General features: G+C 49.8%; 17 protein-coding genes, 1 pseudogene and 3 riboswitches. Of the genes and pseudogenes, 2 read left to right on the top strand and 16 right to left on the bottom strand.

Going from position 1 to position 19,479, the window contains the following annotated elements; genetic code table 11:
* Window positions 1–116 precede the first annotated feature (116 nt).
* The 14 genes and pseudogenes from DESRU_RS02710 to DESRU_RS02645 form a co-directional block, all read right to left on the bottom strand.
* Window positions 117–323, bottom strand: a complete 207-nt coding sequence (locus DESRU_RS02710; RefSeq protein ID WP_013840596.1) for a TOBE domain-containing protein — start codon at window positions 321–323, stop codon at window positions 117–119.
* Between the two features lie 22 nt (window positions 324–345).
* Window positions 346–1,092: pseudogene (gene modA, locus DESRU_RS02705) on the bottom strand (molybdate ABC transporter substrate-binding protein); the annotation flags it as partial.
* A gap of 51 nt (window positions 1,093–1,143) precedes the next feature.
* A complete protein-coding gene (cobC, locus tag DESRU_RS02700) occupies window positions 1,144–1,791 on the bottom strand; it encodes an alpha-ribazole phosphatase (protein WP_238446349.1) in 648 nt (215 codons plus the stop codon).
* Window positions 1,792–1,859: 68 nt separating this feature from the next.
* Window positions 1,860–2,002, bottom strand: a riboswitch (molybdenum cofactor riboswitch).
* Window positions 2,003–2,218: 216 nt separating this feature from the next.
* Complete coding sequence (cobC, locus tag DESRU_RS02695) at window positions 2,219–2,833, bottom strand: alpha-ribazole phosphatase (RefSeq protein ID WP_013840593.1); 615 nt, start codon at window positions 2,831–2,833, stop codon at window positions 2,219–2,221.
* Between the two features lie 17 nt (window positions 2,834–2,850).
* Window positions 2,851–3,978, bottom strand: a complete 1,128-nt coding sequence (locus DESRU_RS02690) for a DVU_1551 family NTP transferase (protein WP_013840592.1) — start codon at window positions 3,976–3,978, stop codon at window positions 2,851–2,853.
* A complete protein-coding gene (locus tag DESRU_RS02685) occupies window positions 3,975–5,021 on the bottom strand; it encodes an XdhC family aldehyde oxidoreductase maturation factor (protein ID WP_013840591.1) in 1,047 nt (348 codons plus the stop codon). The genes DESRU_RS02690 and DESRU_RS02685 overlap by 4 nt, the downstream gene beginning before the upstream one ends.
* On the bottom strand, window positions 5,018–6,355 hold the full coding sequence (locus DESRU_RS02680) for a DVU_1553 family AMP-dependent CoA ligase (RefSeq protein ID WP_013840590.1): 1,338 nt from the start codon (window positions 6,353–6,355) through the stop codon (window positions 5,018–5,020). The genes DESRU_RS02685 and DESRU_RS02680 overlap by 4 nt, the downstream gene beginning before the upstream one ends.
* Window positions 6,321–7,727 carry a radical SAM (seleno)protein TrsS gene (gene trsS, locus DESRU_RS02675; protein ID WP_013840589.1) on the bottom strand — a complete coding sequence of 469 codons (1,407 nt, stop codon included), beginning with the start codon at window positions 7,725–7,727 and terminating at the stop codon, window positions 6,321–6,323. The genes DESRU_RS02680 and trsS overlap by 35 nt, the downstream gene beginning before the upstream one ends.
* Window positions 7,724–8,176, bottom strand: a complete 453-nt coding sequence (locus tag DESRU_RS02670; protein ID WP_013840588.1) for a DVU_1555 family C-GCAxxG-C-C protein — start codon at window positions 8,174–8,176, stop codon at window positions 7,724–7,726. The genes trsS and DESRU_RS02670 overlap by 4 nt, the downstream gene beginning before the upstream one ends.
* The gene (trsM, locus tag DESRU_RS02665) at window positions 8,169–8,915 is read right to left on the bottom strand and encodes a DVU_1556 family methyltransferase (protein WP_013840587.1); all 747 of its coding nucleotides are present in this window, start codon (window positions 8,913–8,915) and stop codon (window positions 8,169–8,171) included. Before trsM ends, DESRU_RS02670 begins: the two co-directional genes overlap by 8 nt.
* Window positions 8,916–8,940: 25 nt before the next feature.
* Window positions 8,941–9,153, bottom strand: a complete 213-nt coding sequence (locus tag DESRU_RS02660; protein WP_013840586.1) for a DVU_1557 family redox protein — start codon at window positions 9,151–9,153, stop codon at window positions 8,941–8,943.
* Entirely contained in the window at window positions 9,150–11,474 is a 2,325-nt protein-coding gene (locus tag DESRU_RS02655) for a pyridine nucleotide-disulfide oxidoreductase/dicluster-binding protein (RefSeq protein ID WP_013840585.1), read from the bottom strand. Before DESRU_RS02655 ends, DESRU_RS02660 begins: the two co-directional genes overlap by 4 nt.
* Window positions 11,475–11,616: 142 nt before the next feature.
* A complete protein-coding gene (locus DESRU_RS02650; RefSeq protein ID WP_013840583.1) occupies window positions 11,617–14,340 on the bottom strand; it encodes a molybdopterin-dependent aldehyde oxidoreductase in 2,724 nt (907 codons plus the stop codon).
* Window positions 14,341–14,412: 72 nt separating this feature from the next.
* Entirely contained in the window at window positions 14,413–15,438 is a 1,026-nt protein-coding gene (locus DESRU_RS02645) for a molybdopterin-binding protein (RefSeq protein ID WP_013840582.1), read from the bottom strand.
* 68 nt (window positions 15,439–15,506) lie between these two features.
* Window positions 15,507–15,623: riboswitch (molybdenum cofactor riboswitch) on the bottom strand.
* 333 nt (window positions 15,624–15,956) lie between these two features.
* Window positions 15,957–16,080, top strand: a riboswitch (molybdenum cofactor riboswitch).
* Between the two features lie 117 nt (window positions 16,081–16,197).
* Between DESRU_RS02645 and DESRU_RS02640 the strand changes: the two genes are divergently transcribed.
* The gene (locus tag DESRU_RS02640) at window positions 16,198–17,088 is read left to right on the top strand and encodes an ABC transporter substrate-binding protein (protein WP_013840581.1); all 891 of its coding nucleotides are present in this window, start codon (window positions 16,198–16,200) and stop codon (window positions 17,086–17,088) included.
* 16 nt (window positions 17,089–17,104) lie between these two features.
* A complete protein-coding gene (locus DESRU_RS02635) occupies window positions 17,105–17,980 on the top strand; it encodes an ABC transporter substrate-binding protein (RefSeq protein WP_013840580.1) in 876 nt (291 codons plus the stop codon).
* 46 nt (window positions 17,981–18,026) lie between these two features.
* Here the strand turns inward: DESRU_RS02635 and DESRU_RS02630 are convergent, their stop codons facing one another.
* Entirely contained in the window at window positions 18,027–18,524 is a 498-nt protein-coding gene (locus tag DESRU_RS02630) for a GNAT family N-acetyltransferase (RefSeq protein WP_013840579.1), read from the bottom strand.
* Between the two features lie 56 nt (window positions 18,525–18,580).
* A complete protein-coding gene (locus DESRU_RS02625; protein WP_013840578.1) occupies window positions 18,581–19,474 on the bottom strand; it encodes an AraC family transcriptional regulator in 894 nt (297 codons plus the stop codon).
* Window positions 19,475–19,479: the final 5 nt, after the last annotated feature.

The following is a 19,479-nucleotide window of genomic DNA, read 5'->3' as shown; positions in this document are numbered from 1 at the left end:
ATGATTATAGATGCAACAAAAAAATGTTTGCTATATGCATCATAAATATAAATGCAAAAACAAACACCAAGGTCATATTATGGATATGAATATCTTTTATATAATAAGTAATGGCACTATTCTTTCATAATCATAACAGAAGTTGCTTTAACCATAGCCACAACTTCATCACCCTCTTTTAATCCCATCCGGTTGACAGACCCTGTTGTAATCAAGGCACAGATCTCCGGACCGCCGATGTCCATAACCACTTCAGAGGAAACCGTATCGGATTTAATGGTCTTAATCCGGCCCTTCAATAAATTGCGGGTGCTGAGCTGCATTTTTACCACTCCTTCGCTTTATTTAAAGCAATGCATTTACAAAATCGTCCTCATAGGAGGGCGTAAGGAACTTCCAAAGGATATGGGGCCTTTTTGCGCCCTGCCCCTGTTCCGGCCTGGTAAACCCATACTTTTCAAGGGTTATTATTCCTTCCTCCGAAGCAATATATTCCAAAAACTTTTTAGCCGAAATATTTTTTTCAGCATATAAAGGGAGGGCTGCGGTAACCATAACCGGCTCATAGGCGGCCTGGGGGATTCGATAATAGTCCAAACCGGGTGTTGCTTGTATATCGGCATACCAGGCAAATCCCGCATCGGCCTCTCCACCGGCTACGGCCTCAACTACCTGTTTCACGTCATCAACAAAATATTGTTTTTCAGTCAAGACATCCCATAGACCCAGGCGAATCAGCATCTCCTTGGCATATCTGCCGGAGGGCGCTTTATCTGGAAAGGGCAGGACGATGTTTCTAAATTGATCGGTAGTTAAATCGGCCAGATAATTCATGGTCAAGCCCTTTTTCAGCATGACCACCATTTGATTGCCCACCAGACTTTTCCGGGAATCAGGCAGAATGAACCCTTTATCTGCCAACCGGTCTATTTCTTTTTGTCCCGCAGAGATAAAAAGATCTACCGCCTGGCCCTTTTCAATGTTTCTGCTTAAAACTCCTGAAGGACCGAATTCAACGGCAATATCAAGGCCGCTGTTCTTTTCCATAAACATTTTTCTGATGTCCATCAGCGCATTCCGGAGAACCATGGCCGCTGCAACTGTATTTTATTTTGGGCTGTCATCGATGATCCCCCCTACTAATTAATAGGGTACCCGCCTGAATATGCGGTTAAATACCCTCAGCCGGTAACCAAAACTTCCGTACCATATGAGATTCAAACAGCCGTAGTCCTGGGTAATTTTAAACAAACTCTTTAAGGGGATATCCAGCAGATGACACAGTATCACCCGGTTAATTCCGGCATGTCCTGTAATGACGAGATTCCCTTTGGTCCCATTGAGAATTTCATGATAGGCCGTCACTGCCCGATGGCTGCAATCAGCAAAACTTTCTCCCCCGGGAGGCCGGTAGTTTTCAATATCCTTGCCGCGATTTTTAAATTCTGTAGGATATTTTCTTTTAATCTCTTCAAATGAGCGGCCATCCCATTCCCCAAGATTGATTTCCCGGAGCTCCTTGCGGGCCACCGGGTTTATTTTTTGTTTTTCAGCAATCATTTGGGCTGTTTTTAAAGAACGCTGCAGATCACTGCAGAAAATATGAGAAATACGCACGCAACTCAGTTCCTGCCGCAGACGCTCCGCCTGTTTTATCCCTTCTTCGCTTAACGGCCAATCGGTTTGACCTAAAAAAAACCCGTTCCCTCTAGGATTGGTCTCTCCGTTTCTTATTATGTAAATTAACCGCTGTTCCATTTTTTCTCCCTGCTTATCGTCTGTTATTTGCACAACAAAAGATCTCTGCCTGATATAAAAACAAAAAACCGCTGTCAAAACAGCGGCTTACATTGACGCTAACAAAAAATTCTTTGCTTCCTTTCCATCAGGGAGGCTTAAAGGTTTCCCTTTTAAACCCTTTGGGCCGCTCATTGCCCCGGTATACCGTTCCATGGCACAAAAGAAGTGCTTTAGGAACAGCAACTCGGAAGATAGCCGGCAGTTAACAACCACACAGCCCTTTTTTATAAAGATATACAAATCAACACCCATCGTCAATAAAAGTCAGCGTATTATTTTGTATACTTCAGATTCATGATCATATGTACGTCCCTAAGAGGATGGTAAAGTAAATCTTTAGAACGCTATTTCTATCAAATAATTATCGAACTATAACTAAGATTATTCTACATAAAAGCTTAAATCCCTCTTAATCTCTTTAAACAGGAATCATCCTGTATACCTGATTTAGTTTTTTTAGCCGATAACCAAAATTTCCGTAGAGAATTAAATTTAAACAACCGTAATCCTGGCAGACACGAAAAAGGTTTTGTATAGGCATTCCCATCACCCGGCAGAGAATTAACCGGTTCACCCCGGCATGCCCTGTAATTAAAATATTTCCTGAGGTGGAACCGAGTATTTCCTCCAACTTGTCCAAAATCCTTTGGTTGCAATGGGCAAAACTTTCCCCTCCGGGAGGTTGATAGTTGACAATGTCTCTGCCCCGGGCTTTAAACTCTTCCGGATACTTCCGGTTGATCTCTTCAAAGGAGCGGCCTTCCCATTCTCCCAAACGGATCTCTCTCAGTTCCGGGCAAATGACAGGCTGGAGGCCATGTTTGGCGGCAATGATTTCCGCCGTCTGTACGGAACGCTGTAAGTCACTGCAGTATATGTTGCTGAACCGGATACAGCTTAGTTCCTGCCGCAGACGCTTGGCCTGATTGATTCCTTCTTCATTGAGGGGCAGGTCAATCTGTCCAATAAAACGTTTGCTGCCATTGACAGCAATCATTCCGTGGCGGATCAAATAAATTAGCCTGGGTTCCATAGCTTATCCCCTTTTGTTTATCCTCGTGGTTCCATGGTTTCAATGGTAAAACCCAGAAGATTTTCAATTCTTGCTTTGATTGCAAGGGCATGATTTAATCTGCGGTTTATATTCTTCAATATTTCCGGTTCTGCGGCAAACCGTTTTTGCTTCTCCTGAAACCGTTCCTCCAGGGGGATCCTCCGGACTCCTTGCACCATTTTGTCGGCTAAGAAAAGGATGGCTCTTTCATCAATGGCAGCATCCGCCTCCGGTCCCAGGTCCATATGCCCGGCAACAATTTCAGCCACCGCATGATAACCTCGTTCCCGGAGTGTATCGGCCCCCACCCGGGCGTGGTCCGGCTTCCCTTTGGCCAGGTCATGCAGCAGCCCCGCGGCTTGAATTAAGTCAAGATTCAGCCTGCACCCGCATTGGTTCAACATCATTGCCCATTTCCGGGCAAGCTGTGCCACCGCTCGGCCGTGCTCCACAATTCGTCCGTCAACCTTTAATTCCTCTAAAAGATCCATACATTCCTGAACCGCAGGAACATATCCCCTTTTAAACCATTGTACCGCTCTTTGATAGTCCTCCGGAGTGTCCATATCCAGCAGCACCCCCGGGTCTGCGATTTCAATATCCAGGGCGTCATCTTCGTATTGGTTCAGCAGGGCTCTGAGTCCTCCCTCCCCATGCCAGGAGAGAATATGCTGGGCATAGCGGGTGGAAATAATGGGCGGATGACCCCGCTCTCCATTAAAACAGGGATAGATAATCCTTTTGCCGCTCTCTGCGAAAATCGTAGTTAGGTGCTGCACGGTTTGCCAGCGCACCAACGGCAGATCCCCCGGCAGCAGAAAAAAGGCTTCCACTTTCGGTTCCAAACTACGGACGGCAGCTCTTATGGAGGAATACATCCCCTCTTCATACTCATGGTTCATAATTGTGGTTACCCCGGATGCTTCCAGTACCCGGGCAATTTCCTCGGACCGGTGCCCCAGTACCACCCGGACGTCCTGAACGCCTGCCTCCAGAAAGCTCCCAATGGATCTTTCAATCACTGTAGCCTCGCCTAAAGGCAACAGGGATTTTAAGCGGCCCATGCGGCTGGAAAACCCCGCTGCCAAGACCAGGGCGGCAAGGTTCGCCGCAGTGCCCGTCAATTCTGCCCCGCCCTTACTTTGATCAGCTCCGCGGTTATACTGACGGCAATTTCCTCCGGTGTTTCCGCGTCAATGTCCAATCCAATGGGAGCATAGACCTTGGCCAATTCCTCGGCGGAAAACCCTTGCTTCTTTAAGGCCCGGTAAAGGGTATCCCGCTTCTTCTGGCTGCCGATCATACCAATATAACAGGCAGTGGTTTTTAAAGCCTGGGCCAATACGGTTTGATCATGGGCATGTCCCCGGGTCACAATCACCACATAGCTTTCTTCATTAATCCCCAGGTTTGTAAAGGCCTGTTCAAAGTTTTCCAATACCACTACACGGTCGGCGGTTGGAAAACGTTCCCGGTTGGCAAATGCCGCCCGATCATCCAAAATCACGGTTACAAAATCCACCATGCTGGTGAGCAATGCCAGTTTTTGGGATACATGACCGGCGCCAAAAATATAAACCGTGCCGTAGGTGTTGATGGGTTCCAATAAAAAACGGTTTTCTTCCAGGACAACCACCCGGGGATATTTTCCCTTGGCCGCCCCCGCCAGCCTTTCCAGCCATGCAGCAGGGCCGTTAAAAAGCCCGGTGATGGAACCGGTGTTTTTAATCAGAAAAGCTTCCGCCCCCTGATCCTTTTTTCTCTGGGACAGAGGCGTCACTAAAACCGTCTTTTCCCCGGTTTCAATGGCCTTGATAATGTCCTGGTAAAGGGTGTGCAGCAGGGGGTCCGCCGCATCCAGGTATTCCACCAGGATTTCCATTTTGCCACCGCAAATCATACCCATTTCTCCGGACTGGGCTCCTGTGAGATTAAACTGGCGAATGATGGATTCCTTTGTCTCAAAAATATCCTGGGCCATTTTTTGAACCTCGGCTTCCACCAGGCCGCCGCCAATGGTTCCTACAATGGATTGATCCTGCCGGACAATCATTTTCGCTCCGGCAGTCCTTGGGGAGGAGCCTGACTGGGTTAAGACGGTGGCCTGCACAAAACACTCCCCATTTTTTATAAGTTGCCAAGCGCTCCGGTACAGCTTCTTCATCATCTTTCTTCCCATCCTCTCCTGTCTATAATGCTCCTTTTTACAGCCCGAACTTCTCCGGAGCCCTCTTGCTCCAAAATTCCCGGTACAATTCCCAGCTTCCCCTGCTGCAGGGCCATCTTGATAAGGGGAATGGTTTCCAAAGCCCGGTAAATCTTCTCCTCCAGGAGATCACGGTTACACCCCGCCGCTAGTTTAACCTTAATTTGCAGTTTTTCCGATCCTTCTTGACGAAGTATTACCGCTTGGAAATCCGTAAGGTCTTCCAGTGGAAAGAGCGCTTCATCTAGGTCTTCCATGGTTATGACGCCACCTGTTAGCCGCCGTTCGCCTTCCAGACGGCCCTTCACAAGTTCCAACCTTTTTAAAGAGGTGCCGCAGGGACAGGGCTCGGAAATAAACCGGCCCTGATCGCCGGTACGATAGCGGATTAAGGGCATCCCTTTCCGGGTCAGGGTGGTAAAAACAATTTCACCGGTCTCCCCCTGGGGAAGTGGCTCCTTAGTCTTTGAATCAATGATTTCAAAATAAAGATCCGCTTCCCTTAGATGACAGCCGGCCCGGGCCTCACACTCCACTCCGCCCCCCAGGCCCATTTCCGTCATCCCGTAATGATTGAATACCCGGCATCCCCAACTACGCTCCAGTTCATGGATAATGGCCCGGGGAACATGATCGGTACTTAACAGGACACTCTTCAGTTTAACCGGCAACCGGCCTCCCTGCTCCTGGTACCGGGCCAAGGAAAGCACCTGGGTGGGAATACCCACCAGAGCATCAATCTCTTCTTTTTTTAGGATCTCCAGGGTTCGGCCCGGCTTCCGAACCAGCCCGTGGGGGATGCCTTTGGCTCCCATTTGCTGCAACCCCCTTACCAACAGATCGCCAACACTGCCGGGCCGTTCGCCCGGCAGCAGAATCAGCACTTTGTCCCCGGGGTTCACCAGGGTGGACATGCCCTGCTGAAAAAAATCGATGGTCAGCCCTTGATCCTCCCGGGTAAAGTACAGCCTTTTCGGCTCCCCGGTAGTTCCTGAAGTCTGCAGGGTCACCACCCGGTCAATTTGATCCTGGGAAACACAAAGAAATTGCAGCGGGTTTTGATGAAGGTCCTCTGCCGTGGTGAAAGGCAGTCGGGTTAGCTCTGCCAGGCTGGAAATGTTCTCCCCGGGCAAACCGGCCAGGGATTTCCGGTAAAAGACGCTGTGGTTGCGAGCCAGTTGAAGGGTTTCCTGTAATTTTCCAAGCTGGTATGCTTCAAGTCTTGCTTTGGTTAAATGGGCCCCGGTTACCCCTATCTTATCAGCAATCCAACGGTGTAAAGGTGTTATTTCCATGACCGGACCTCCTGTCTCGGTATAGAGGCCGCCCCAAAGGATCGGTTAAATTGTAGGCACAGAAAGGGATCAGTTTACCCTGGGGAGACAGTACATGAATGCAGCAGTCCCTTAACCGTTCCAGGTCCAGATTCCAAACATCCTGAAAAGCCATGCCGGAAATACTGAAGGAGTGCGTGCGGATCCGCTCCAGGAAAGCATCCCACAGGGCAAAACCTTCCTCATGGCCGCCAACATTGGCAACGGTGGTCACCCGGGGCGCGGACCAGTGTGCAGCGACAAAGTTCCGGGCTTTCCTGGCCCCCTCTTCAGCTATTTCCGGCTTGCCGCAGCAGCTCTTGGCCACATGTTTGGACCAGGACCGGAGTTCCCCCCCCGGCATCAGTACAAAGTTGCCGTGGAAGGAACAAAGGGAATTTTCGCATCCCGGCGGTTTAAAATTCTCCGTCTTGATACGTCCTTTGCTCTGCCCGGCAATTTCCCGGATCACCTCGGGAATGGTAATGCGGTCTTCCTCTCCGGGCGCTTTGGGGTAGCGCCCGAAATAGCTGACCGGCTGGAAATGCACACCCCGCACAATGGGCAGATAATCCAGGGCCCGTTCAATAATGGCCCCTATATTATGGACATTGACCCCCGGCACTAAAGTTGGCACCAGAATCACTCCCAGGTTGTACTCGGCACAATGTTTAATGGCCAGCATTTTTTCTTTAACCAGGGGCCTGCCTCTTAATTTTTGGTAAATATCGTCCTCAGTCCCGTCAAATTGCAGAAATACCGAGGTTAATCCGGCATCCTTCAGCTTTTTAACATAGGCGGCCTCCGCAGCTAAACGTAAACCGTTGGTGTTAAGCTGAATAAAAGAATAGCCCATGGAACGCCCTAGGTCGATAATCTCGGGCAGATCATCCCTTAAGGTGGGTTCTCCCCCGGACAGTTGAAGGTTATAGGGCCCGCCGGCTGCCAGAATGGTTTTATACCAGTCCCCGATCTTTTCCAGACTGGGATCTCGGGCCGGTTCACGGCCCGCATCGGCAAAACAAAGAGGGCAGGTGAGATTGCAGCGCTGGGTTACCTCCAGCAAAACCGTACAGCTATGCTGCCGGTGTCCGGGACAAAGACCGCAGTCAAAGGGACATCCCTTTTCCACCTGGGTAAAACAAATTTTGGGCTGGGAAGGAACTTTCGGTCTGATCCAGGAGAGATAGTCCGGCTGCCCGCGCCAGAGTATCGCTTCAAAGGAGCCATGCTCGGGACAGCTTTTGACCAGATAGATTTTGTCCCCCCGCATCACCTTCTCCGCGGGGATCCTTTTAAGGCACCGGGGACAAAGACTTTCGGTGCGGTCCAGGGAAGTTCCTTCACCCCTCATTCCCGGGCCTCGTCGAAATCAATTTCGTTATTGATTAGAATCTCCCGGACCTTTTCATAGGTGCTGCTCACAATATTGCCGCATTGAACCGACACCACTTTATACTGAAGATCTTCACCTAAAATATCCTCGCAGTTAATTCCTCCACAGGAACTTCCCACTTCTTCCTTAAACCAGTCCACCAATTCATTCACCATGATTTGAAAACGGGGATGCTCATTTTCCCCGGGCGTTCCTTTGCCGGCATATAACCCCAGTAAACAGGCGCCGCCGGTCAGAGCCCCGCAGGTCTGGCCGGAAAAACCCAACCCCCCTGCTAAACCGGACATGGCTCTGATTAAATCCGGATTATCCTTACCCTGGGCTTCCAGGCCCAACAACAGCAAAATCTGGCTGCAGTAAAAGCCCTGTTGCGCCAGTTCAAACATGCGAAACATTTGTTCAGACATGAGGCCCCTCCCCCTTCTTGCGGGCAATTAATAAGAAATACCCCGGTTTGGATTTTGCGATCACCTGTTGCAGCCACCGGCCATCCGCTGTTCCGGAACTGGCTTTACTCCAAAAGTTCTCCAGGGAACCGTGGGTCATAATTAACTGGATGACCAAATCTTTCAATACTTGAGAATGATCTTCCCATAGGACCCTTTGAAAGCCCGCCTGATGAAGTTTTTCCTCCACTCCCTGGCGGGACATGGCTCCGGTCAGGCAACTGGCCAGAGGCAGACTGCGCAAGTCCCCGATGACTTCCGCATGGCGGGCATAAACATCCGTTACAATCAACCACCCTTCAGACTGCAAAACACGGTGACACTCCCGCAAAGTCTGTTCCACATCCTCCATTACCGATAGTGTACACTCGGCAAAAATGCCCTCCATTTCTCCAGTCCGGAAGGGCAAACTTTCCCCCTGGGCCTGTATCAAAGACAGCTCCGGGTTTCGCCGCCGCCCAAGTTCCAGCAGCAGCGCCGATGGATCAACCCCGGCGGCCTTAAGCTGATATTGGTTTATTAAGTGCTCCACCGTGGCGCCGGTGCCGCAACCCACGTCCAGTACAGAGGCTCCGGGGCGAAAATCACAGAAGCCAACGGCCCGGTCCGTTAAGGTAAATCCCCCGGGGCGAATGATTTCCCCGGTGGCCTGGCGCAGGGCACTGCCTTCATAAACTCGGCATTTCTCCCCAGTGAACATGATTTCTCCTCCCCCCAGGGTCCAGCTATTTATCCTCCAAGGATTTCTCCACCTCGGCCATCTTTCCCAGTACCAGTTCTTCGGGTATGAAAACAAGGCCGCATTTAGGGCACTTCAACAGTTCCACGGGGAATTGGCTGCCCATATAGCTGATATTCACTTTGCCCCGCTCCATGAACACCCCGCATTTCACACATTCCCAGTTCTTTTGCTCCGGTTGATTCTGTACCTGCTTCATGCTTCCGCTTCCTCCATAATCTCCATTCTATGACAATAGGTATTATGGACCACAAAGCCATCTTTCCGGGGAGTGTATTCCACCCAGTAAGTAACACTGACCGGCTTGTAGTAGGCCAGAAAATGACCGGTTTGGTGGTGATACATTTTCTTGCCTGTCCGTTCTGCGAACTCAATGACTCGCTGAAGATCTTCAACTAAAATCAGTCTATCTTCCATGAGCTCTCGAATCTTTTCGGAAATGATTAATGGAATGGTCTGGTATCCTTTTTCCTCGGCCACGGTCTCTCTCCATACCTCTTTCAGCAGTTTATTTTTTAATCGGGCCCGGTTTTCCCGCCTTTGGGAATAGCTTGGTCCTTGGCGCAGGGACGGATCCTTTGCATCCCCGCCATAAATTAAATCCAGCAGATGCAGCGCGGGCTTGCCTCTGGCGGCAAACCGGTCCCTACACATGGCACAGTAGGTAACATAGTCCGCATCGCTTTCTTCCGTGACCCGTTGGGTTACCTCTTTGGCCAGTTCAGGATTGGCAAAGGCCATGAGGCCTCCAAAACCGCAGCACTGGGCCGTTTCCCGGCTTAGGGGTAGCTCTTCGATTGGGCAGTTCATCTGCTGCAAAAGCCCTCGGACACTGTCATGAATGGTCTTTTCGTGTCTGGTGGTACAGGCGTCATGGATGGCCAGACGGCCAAAATCCCTGTCCGGTAACTCCGGCAGCCCGAATTCGTGATAGATCTCCCACAGGGACAGAAGATTGATTTCCGGCAAATAAGTCTTATAGATATGATAGCAACTGGAACAGGCTACAATCACCCGGGGTCTATCCATTTCCTGCCATTGCTTTACAATTTCCTGTATACCGGCCTGAAAAAGGTCCTTTTGGCCGACCCATTCCGCCGGAGCACCGCAGCATCGCAGCATAAGTCCCACTCCACCGTCAAGCTTTTCCCCCAGATAAGTATAAACCTTCTCCATATGATCCGGAGAAGAGGCGCTCAACTGACAGCCGGGAAAAAACAGGTACCGGCTGCTCCCTGTGCCGGGCTGGTTTCGGGTCAGAGCAAATTTCTTGCTGTTGCTGAACTCCATATCCCGCAGGGGAAAATCATGGGCCGAAGGAGGCATTTTACCCCTTGCCACCATTCTCTCCCGGGCGCTTTTAATCACTTCTCCCATATTCAATCCCTGAGGGCAGACCTCGGCGCAGAGTCCGCACAAGCTGCAGGAATTAATCATTTTATTGGCATGATGTATCCCTTTAACAATGGATTCGTTATTGTAAATCTCCCGCAGATATCTTTTAGGATAACCTTTATAGTGAGCCAAATAGTCGCAAACTTTGACACACTCCAGGCATTGGCACTGCAGACAGCGATCGGCTTCCTGCATGGCTTCGTGCCGGGTGTAAAACTGCCCCGGGTGGACCATGGGAACCGCCGCCAGCGGTTCTACCCCCCCCACATTGGTGTACAGGCGGGTGGTAAAGGGACCTTCATGATCCCGGGAGGCAGTAAGGGATACCCCCTGTAAATAGCGGTCTATGGAGATGGCGGCCCGCCTTCCGTCGGCCACCGATCCAACGGGGGAATAGCGTTCCCCGGCGGCCCGCAGTCCGCCGCCGGCAAAAACCCCCTCCCGGCTGGTGGCAAAGGTGACCGGGTCCACCTCAATTTTTCCCTGGTCATCGCTTTGCAAATCAAAGGAATGCCCTTCGGCCCCTAAACCCAGGTAAACGGCATCATATTCCTTACACAGGGTGGTCAGCGCAATATCTTTGCCAACCTCTTTATTTAAAAGGACTTCCACACCCAGTTTATTTAAAATCGCCAATTCATCGGTAATGACTTGAGGCGGCAGGTAGTCCTCGGAAATTTCCCACAGACGGCCCCCCAGGCGCTCCCCGGCTTCAAAAATAACCACCCAATAGCCCTTTTTAGCCAGGTCAAAGGCTACGGTTAAACCGCTTAAACCGGACCCCGCAACCGCTACCTTCTTATTTTTCTTGGGCAGCGCCATCATTTTGGCGGGGCCGGCGTCAGTAATTTGAACGCAGGCCTTTTCCAGAGCAGCAATGGCTATAGGATCTCCAGCCTCCTTGCGCTTACAGAAATCCTGACAGGGGTGGTCGCAGATTCTGCTCAGGATACCGGGAAAAGGCATGGTTTTTTGCATAATTTTATAAGCCGCAATAAAATCCCCTTTAGCCATTTGGGCTATAAAACTCCTGGCGTCCACATGAATCGGACAGGCGGCGGTGCAAGCCGGGGGATGTTCCTGAATACACTTGTCCTCCAGTTCCCTCAGTTCCTTTTGTTCCATACTCCCCCACCCCATTCATCTTCTCTCTCGCAGAAAACTAAAAAAGAAAACTTGGCTTCCGCCAAGCCTATTGGCGCAGCGGAAGCCTTATTTTGCATTTGTATCCTTTAAATCATTTAGTATAGATGATTATTTTTAACCTTTATTTAAGAGCATTCAACCCCGCCAGCACCTTCTCGGGCAAAGCCGGAAGTTGGGTAATGCGTACCCCGCAGGCATTGTAAATGGCGTTGGTAATGGCCACATGAGGAGAGGTTAACGGCAATTCACCCACTCCGGAGGCTCCATGGGGTCCCAATTCCCTGGGAGTTTCTACATAGAGAATCTCAAGGGCGTCGGGAATATCCTTAATATAAGGGATACCGCAGTTGGCCATGGTGGTATGTTTCTTCAGATCTTCAAAATCCTCACTAAGGGCTAAACCAATGCCCTGGGCCAGTCCGCCGTAAATCTGGCCGTCCACAGCCAGCTTGTTGCCGATCTTACCCGGGTCCGCGGCCAGCGTCATTTTCACCACCTGAGTTTTACCGGTCTTGGTATCCACTTCAACCTCAGCCAGGAATACACCGTACATGTAGGTGGGGAAGGGATTGCCTTGAGCGTTTTCATCACATTCTTTGCAGGGAGCGGCCCACTTTCCTACATATTTCAGCGGAGTTCCTTCAGCGACCATCTCATCATAGGTTTTATAAGTGCCGTCGGCTTTCTTCATGGCTGCCACCAGCAGATCGCAACTGGCTTTAATGGCATTGCCTACCAGAACCTGGGAACGGCTGCCGCCGGCCGGACCACCGTCCGGGCAAACTCCGGTATCATTTAGTACCAATTTGATGTCTTGCGGCTTAATGCCCGCCGGCCGCAAGGCCTCATGGGCGGTAGACAGGCAACCGATATCCGCTCCTTGGCCATGATCATGCCAGCAGGTAAAGATGGTGACGCCTTCCTTGGTCAGTTCGGCCCAGGCTTCCGCGCCATCGGGGCCATCCAAACCGCAGCCGTATACGCCGATGGACACCCCGACACCCCGTTTCTTCTCGGGGGTAGATTCCTTTTTCGCTCTTTCCTTGGCCTCCAGATACTTGGGCCGAATGGTATCAATCAGTTCCGGCAGGCTAAATACTTCCGGAGGGCTGCCGCTGGGCTGGGTATCTCCGGGACGGTAAACATTTTTGTAGCGCAGTTCCAGGGGATCCATCCCCATTTTCTCCGCCAGCATATCCATCAGCAACTCGGAAGCAAACAAGCTTTGGGGTGAACCGTAGCCACGGAAGGCGGAACCCCAGGCATGGTTGGTGCAGACCGTGCGGCCAATACCGCGAATATTGGGTATGCCGTAGCCGGCGCCAATGAACTGGGCTCCCCGCAGGGTCAGCAGATCCCCGAACTCCGAGTAGGGACCATGGTCTACCGTCCATTCACTTTCCATGGCCAAAATCTTGCCGTCTTTATCCGCACCGTATTTCAGGTTCATAAAGAAAGGTGACCGCTTACCGGTATAGGTAATTTGCTGGTAGTAATTGAAGTTCAGGTAGACGGGTTTGCCCGTGGCCAGAGCGGCAACCCCCAGCAAGGCTTCGATGGTGGGACTGAATTTGTAGCCGAAGGTACCGCCGGCAGGATTCTGGATCATTCTTAATTTCTCCAGTTCAATACCAATGCCGGGCGCAATCATGGCCGCATGCAGGCCCAGACCGATACTCTTGGAATGGATGGTCAAGCGACCTTCTTCATCGAAATAAGCCAGTCCAACATCCGGCTCAATGGGCAGGTGAGGCTGACGTCCTACATAAAAGTTTTCGCCTTCCACCACATAGGCGGCTTTTTCCATGTATTCTTTGGTGTCCTCGCCCTTAGCGATCTTTTGTTCAAAATAGACGTTGGGCGTGCCGGGGTGAATCTCAATGGCATCGTCCGCCATGGCTGCCGGGGCACTCATATAAGCCGGCAGGATTTCAAGCTCGACCTTTACCTTTTCCACCGCCGCCTGGGCGTTTTCCTCGGTGTCTGCGGCCACAATGGCGATGGCATCGCCAAACTGGAAGACCTTTTCATCGCACAGGATAGGTCTGTCCCAACCATCGCCCTTGTTGGTGGGGAAGGTAATCAGACCGGTAATGCGGTTTTTCCCGATTACATCCTTATGGGTAATTACTTTATAAACGCCGGGCATTTTTTCAGCCTCGGAAGTGTCAATGGAAAGAATATTGGCATGAGACACCGTGGCCTGAACCAATTTTAAATGTAGGGTACCGCAAGGCATCTTGATGCCGAGATCCGCACCGTAATCACAGGTGCCGGTCACTTTGGCAATGGCTGTGGGACGGGGGTATTTGCTTCCCCAGATTTTACCGTCTTCCGGCAATTTGTACGCTAATTCTTGTTTGGTGATTTCCCCGCGCAGAACACGGGCGGCATCCATCACCGCATCAACTAAAGGCACATAACCGGTGCAGCGGCAAACGTTTCTATGCTTCTGGAACCAATCCCGCACCTCTTGCCTGGTAGGATTGGCGTTTTGATCCAAAAGCCCCTTGGCTGAGACAATAAAGCCGGGGCTGCAAAAACCGCACTGGGCGCCGCCGTGAACAGCCCAGGCCAGTTGCAAGGCATGAAGATTATCCGGAGTTCCCAGACCCTCGATGGTGGTAATACTGGCTCCTTCCGGAACCCTTTTCATTTTGGTCACGCAGGACCGGATGACCTTCCCGTCCATAATCACCGAGCAGGCTCCACACTGACCTTGACCACAACCAACCTTGGTTCCGGTTAGATGCAATTGCTTACGAATTACATCCGACAGCAGTGCTTCCGGACTGACGATTAATGAGCGGCTTACTCCATTGAGGTAAATAACTTTTTTAAGCATTTTCCCTCCCCTTTCTCAATTCCTAATCTAGTACCTACACTTCCTTGTAGGCCAAAATAATGGTTTATACTTTTAACCACCTTTACCAAAACCACAATCCGGGTATCTGCATGGGGTACATTTTACGCAAAGCCCGCCGTGCCCCAAGGCAATGATGTCCTTGCGGGTTATTTCCTCCCCCGCCAAAATGCGCGGCACCACCAGGTCAAAAATACTGCTCCCGTGATACATAACACATCCGGGCAGACCCAGCACCGGTACATTCCCGATGTAGGCTACCATAAACATGGCTCCCGGCAATGTAGGCGCACCGTAGGTAACAATGCGACCACCAGCCGCTTTAATCCCTGCAGGAGTCAAATCATCCGGATCCACGGACATTCCTCCGGTAACGGTAACCATCTCAGCCCCCTCTCGAAGTAAGGTATTGATTGCTTCAGCAATCCTCTCTGTGCTGTCCGGCACAAAAATCTGTCTAAAAACATAACTGCCCCAGGATTCAACCTTTTTCGCCACCACCGGTCCGAATTTATCTTGAATACGTCCGTGGTATACTTCACTGCCGGTGGTTACCACGCCGACTTTAAGCGATTTAAAAGGCTTTATTTCTACAATAGGGTAGTTCAAGGCACATAAAGTTTCAATATTGCGAATTTTTTTCTCCTGAATAACCAAGGGAATGATTCGGGTACCCGCTAGAATTTTATCTTCATAAACAATTTGATTGGTATGCAGTGTAGCAAACATTACTTCTTCCATCTCATTGATACGGTATAGGCCATCAGTATTGACCTTAAGCAATCCCATGCCTTCAGCCACCAAATTGACTTTCCCCTCCCGGGGCTCCGTCAATTTTATGCCGCTGCCGGCCGCTGCCCTGGCAATCCGCAGGGCGGCATCGTCTTCATGCAGCAGATCCTGATTGATTTCCCATACATAGAGATTTTCTTTGCCGATATCCAGCAGCCTGGGGATATCTTCCCTTTGTACAATATGTCCTTTTTTAAAAGCCCGGCCTTTAAACTTGTCCGGCACGATTTGGGTAATATCATGGCAAAGTACCATTCCTACAGCTTCTTGAACCGGAACAATCTTCATGACAATATCCCCTTTCTACGCAAAAAACCAGGGTGCTGAAAAGAGTCGTCAGCACCCTGGTTTAAAACCAGGTAAAATGCGCTACTCCTTTCCACACGGGAGGCCTGCCGGTTTCCAGACAAACCCTATCGGCTCCATCATCATAGCTTTGCCTTAGATGATAAAGCTCGGAGCAAATGAACTTGTTGTATTGAATATACAATAGCAAAAAATATGCCAATGAAATCTGTTCGTTATTGGTACAATCATTGACGAACCGTGGCCATTGTACTGTTCCAGTATGAGCCCTTGTCCCAAAATGAAACGGCGAGATTCCTATCAGAACCCTTTGGCCCTTTCTTCAAAATCTCACCTTCATTTCTACACCTAATTTCTACGGTAGTATAAATATTCCTTTAAAAAATAATGCCATAATATGTCGAAGGAATATTTATTGCACCATAGAATTCATAAAGGAATCCTGTCTTTTAAACAGAATATTTGTATTATGAGTTAATTTTTAACAGAATGATTAATAAAGTAAATACTTTCTCCGAGCTTATAAACCTACGATCTAAAACTTTTTAAGGGTTATAAGCCGATAGGGTTTGTCTGGAAACGGACAGGCCTCCCGGTGCGGAAAGGAGAGTATAAAACGGTTAACGAAACCGTGTACTGTTCCTTTCATTACAGTACACGGTTTCCGTTTTTCTTGGGAGGTGAAAGCAAAACTAAAATTATTTGCAAATGGTCAAGCTACTGGAGAGAGGAAGGAAAAGGTTGCTAAAAGAAGGGTACATTTATCATGCCATGATTTTTCTGGTATTTGTTCTCGTTCTGGCAACAGGCTGCAGCGGTCAGCAGGCCAGGGAAACCAACAATGCGGCAGAAAAAAATCAGTCTCAGGAGCAACTCTTAATGGCTTCTACCATTGGTCCCATTGATGCCGGTATTGTTGGCGTTTTAGAAGAAGCCTTTGAAAAGAAAACCGGAATTAAAATGCGCCACCTGGGGGCGGGAACCGGTGAGGCTTTAAAAATCGGTCAAAGCGGAAACGTTGATTTAGTGATGGTTCATGCCAAGGCATTGGAAGAAAAATTTGTCGCCGAGGGCTATGGTACCAGGCGGATCCCCTTGATGTACAATGATTTTATCATCATGGGACCGCCGGAGGATCCAGCCCAGATTAGGGGCATGAAGAGTGCTACCGAGGCCTTGCAAAAAATTGCCCAGTCACAAATCCTTTTTATCACCCGGGGCGATAATTCCGGGACCCACGTAAAGGAAAAGGAGCTTTGGCAGGCTGCGGGAATCAAGCCGGAAGGCTTGTGGTATAAGATTTATGAAAAAGGCACCGAGGGCAACGCTAAAACGCTCAAATACACCGATGAACAAAAAGCCTACACACTTATAGACCGGGCTACCTACCTGACGCTAAAAACAGAAATCAACCTGCAAGTCCTGGTAGAAAAGGATGAGGCACTCCTGAACTACATTACGCTAATTCCTGTTAATCCTGAGAAATTTCCCTCCGCAAAAAATGAACTGGCTTTAAAATTTGTAGAATTTGCAACCAGTCAAGAAGGACAAACCATCATTAAAGAATTTGGCAAGGAAAAATATGGTGAGTCCCTGTTCTTCCCCAACGCCGGGGATGGCGAAAAATTATAACCGGGAGGTTACATCAATGAAGAAGCTCAATGCTCGGATTTTTATCGCTTTGTTATTAACCATGGTCATGCTGGTATTTGCCGGTTGCCAGCAAGCGGCTCCCAAGGAAGAGCCGAAAAAAGAAGAACCAAAAAACGTTGCGGTTAAAGATGTTATTCTAGCCACCACCACCAGCACCCAGGACAGCGGTCTTCTGGATGTTCTGCAGCCTGAATTTGAAAAGCAGACCGGTTATACTTTAAAAATTATCGCTGTTGGTACCGGTGCCGCCCTGGCCATGGGTGAAAAGGGCGAAGCCGACGTTCTACTGGTTCACGCTCCTGCCTCTGAAAAGGCACTGGTGGACAGCGGTGTAGGCCTCAATTATTCCTTAGTAATGCATAATGATTTTATCTTGGTCGGACCCGAAAATGACCCCGCCGGTATTAAAGAAGCCAAGACCACTGCGGAAGCCATGAAGAAGATTTATGACAAGGGCGCGATTTTTGTTTCCCGCGGTGATGACTCCGGTACTCATAAAAAGGAATTGGAAATTTGGAAAGAAGCGGGCCTGGATCCCAAGGGACAGCAGTGGTATCAGGAAGCCGGCTCCGGGATGGGACAAACGCTCAATATAGCTTCTGAAAAGCAGGGCTATACTTTAGCTGACCGGGCCACCTACCTGGCACAGAAGAACAATATAAAACTGGCCATCCTGCTGCAGGGCGACAAATCCCTGTTAAATATTTATCACGTTATGAATGTAAATCCCGAGAAATTTAGTAAAGTAAACGCTGAAGGCGGCAAGGCCTTTGTTGATTTCATGATTGCTAAGGAAACCCAGGAAATGATCGGCAAGTTTGGTGTAGATAAATACGGTGAGCCCCTGTTCTTCCCTGACGCCGGTAAATAGAAATTGAGAATAAGCATAAACACCCCCGTCCGGGGGTGTTTATGCTTCAGGTGGAAGAAAAATATTTTACATCTCCTAATACCACGGAAGTTTTCCTCTGTCCTTCGGGGATAGACCAGTATTTTCTCAGCAACCGATCCTTTTCCGCAGCAGAAACCATGCGGAAACCATGCTTCCGGTAAAAGTCCACAGCCCAGAAGGCATCGGCCCAGGTGCCGATTAAAACGGGACGGCGGGTTTGCGCGCAAAGAAAGGATAGCAGTTGACCGCCAATACCCTGCTTTTGTTTATCCACTCGAACGTAGGCATGCCTTATCAGGGTTACGTCCCAAACCTGTTGGCTGCCCATCACTCCAGCCAGTTGGCCGTCCAGCTCGTACCCCCAGAACCGGACTCCTTCTGCCATCTCACGCCGCAGTTCTTCCCTTGACATATAAGGTTCCTGCCAGCAGTTCACAGGAATGACCCCTTTGTATGCCTGCGAGGCCTCGTTAATAATGGAGTAAATGACCTCAAATTCCCTTTGGGTGCATTTGCGTATCACAGGTATAGCCTCCCTTTTAAATGGATCACCATACCTGCATTGTAATCAACGGGGGATTACCGGTCTTGTACAATCTTGCTGTATTGGCCCGGAGTCACGCCCACAACCCGTTTAAACTGCCGGGTAAGATGGCTTTGATCCGCAAAACCCGTCTCCAAGGCCACACGGGATATGGGCAGGCCTCTTTTTAGAAGATCCTTGGCCCGTTTAACCCGAATCTGTGTAAGATAGGCGTGGGGAGGCAGGCCCACTTCATGATGAAAAATTCGCATAAAATGAAAGGAACTAAGATGAGCCACTGCAGCAAGATGTTGCAGAGTTAGATCCTCAGCATAGCAGGTCTCTATATGTTCCCTGGCACGCCCTATGGCCTGACGTTCCTTTCCTATCCTGGGAAGAGGAAAACGTTTATCCGCATGACGGGCAATCAATAGCGTCAACATCCACAGCAGTCGGGATTCTTGCTCCAGCAGAGGAGTACCCGGATCTTCCAGTAGAAAATGGAGCTCTTGAATCAGACCTGCCAGCAATGGGTCCTGGATGACACCGGGTTGAAAAAAGGGTAGGCCCTTAGGCCGGCCCACCATTTGAGAAGCTGCCTGCTCCAGTAAAGCCGGGGGAAGGTAAAACATGCGGTATGTCCACCCTGCGGGACTGGCCGCCCACCCGTTGTGGGCCTCACCGGGTACAGCCAGGTTAATGCAGCCCGGTGAGGCAATAAGGTGCTCCCCGCGGTAAAAAAATTTTAAAGCTCCCTTTTTTATTACGCCGATGGCGAAACCATCATGGGCATGCTTGGCAAAGGACTGGGTTACGTAGTTTGCATACAGCAGTTCTGTATCCTTAAGGTGAGGCAGACTCCAAAGTTTTACTTGCTCCCTGGGCTTCTTGGCAATCATCCTTCTCAGCCCCTGTTTAACTTCTTTCCATAAATCTAATACTTTTTTCATTGGGC

Origin of the sequence: Desulforamulus ruminis DSM 2154 (genome assembly GCF_000215085.1) — a bacterium.
GTDB lineage: Bacteria > Bacillota > Desulfotomaculia > Desulfotomaculales > Desulfotomaculaceae > Desulfotomaculum > Desulfotomaculum ruminis.
The sequence above is the reverse complement of the archived record's forward strand: the minus strand, read 5'-3'. Positions and strand labels throughout refer to the sequence as shown.

Bases quoted from the DNA above. Each gene is read 5' to 3' on its own strand.
- DESRU_RS02660 (WP_013840586.1), bottom strand. From the start codon at position 9,153: ATGAAGCAGGTACAGAATCAACCGGAGCAAAAGAACTGGGAATGTGTG.
- DESRU_RS02635 (WP_013840580.1), top strand. From the start codon at position 17,105: ATGAAGAAGCTCAATGCTCGGATTTTTATCGCTTTGTTATTAACCATG.
- DESRU_RS02650 (WP_013840583.1), bottom strand. From the start codon at position 14,340: ATGCTTAAAAAAGTTATTTACCTCAATGGAGTAAGCCGCTCATTAATC.
- DESRU_RS02625 (WP_013840578.1), bottom strand. From the start codon at position 19,474: ATGAAAAAAGTATTAGATTTATGGAAAGAAGTTAAACAGGGGCTGAGA.
- trsM (WP_013840587.1), bottom strand. From the start codon at position 8,915: ATGTTCACTGGGGAGAAATGCCGAGTTTATGAAGGCAGTGCCCTGCGC.
- DESRU_RS02710 (WP_013840596.1), bottom strand. From the start codon at position 323: ATGCAGCTCAGCACCCGCAATTTATTGAAGGGCCGGATTAAGACCATT.
- DESRU_RS02680 (WP_013840590.1), bottom strand. From the start codon at position 6,355: ATGGAAATAACACCTTTACACCGTTGGATTGCTGATAAGATAGGGGTA.
- DESRU_RS02685 (WP_013840591.1), bottom strand. From the start codon at position 5,021: ATGATGAAGAAGCTGTACCGGAGCGCTTGGCAACTTATAAAAAATGGG.
- DESRU_RS02655 (WP_013840585.1), bottom strand. From the start codon at position 11,474: ATGGAACAAAAGGAACTGAGGGAACTGGAGGACAAGTGTATTCAGGAA.
- DESRU_RS02645 (WP_013840582.1), bottom strand. From the start codon at position 15,438: ATGAAGATTGTTCCGGTTCAAGAAGCTGTAGGAATGGTACTTTGCCAT.
- DESRU_RS02670 (WP_013840588.1), bottom strand. From the start codon at position 8,176: ATGTCTGAACAAATGTTTCGCATGTTTGAACTGGCGCAACAGGGCTTT.
- trsS (WP_013840589.1), bottom strand. From the start codon at position 7,727: ATGAGGGGTGAAGGAACTTCCCTGGACCGCACCGAAAGTCTTTGTCCC.
- cobC (WP_013840593.1), bottom strand. From the start codon at position 2,833: ATGGAACCCAGGCTAATTTATTTGATCCGCCACGGAATGATTGCTGTC.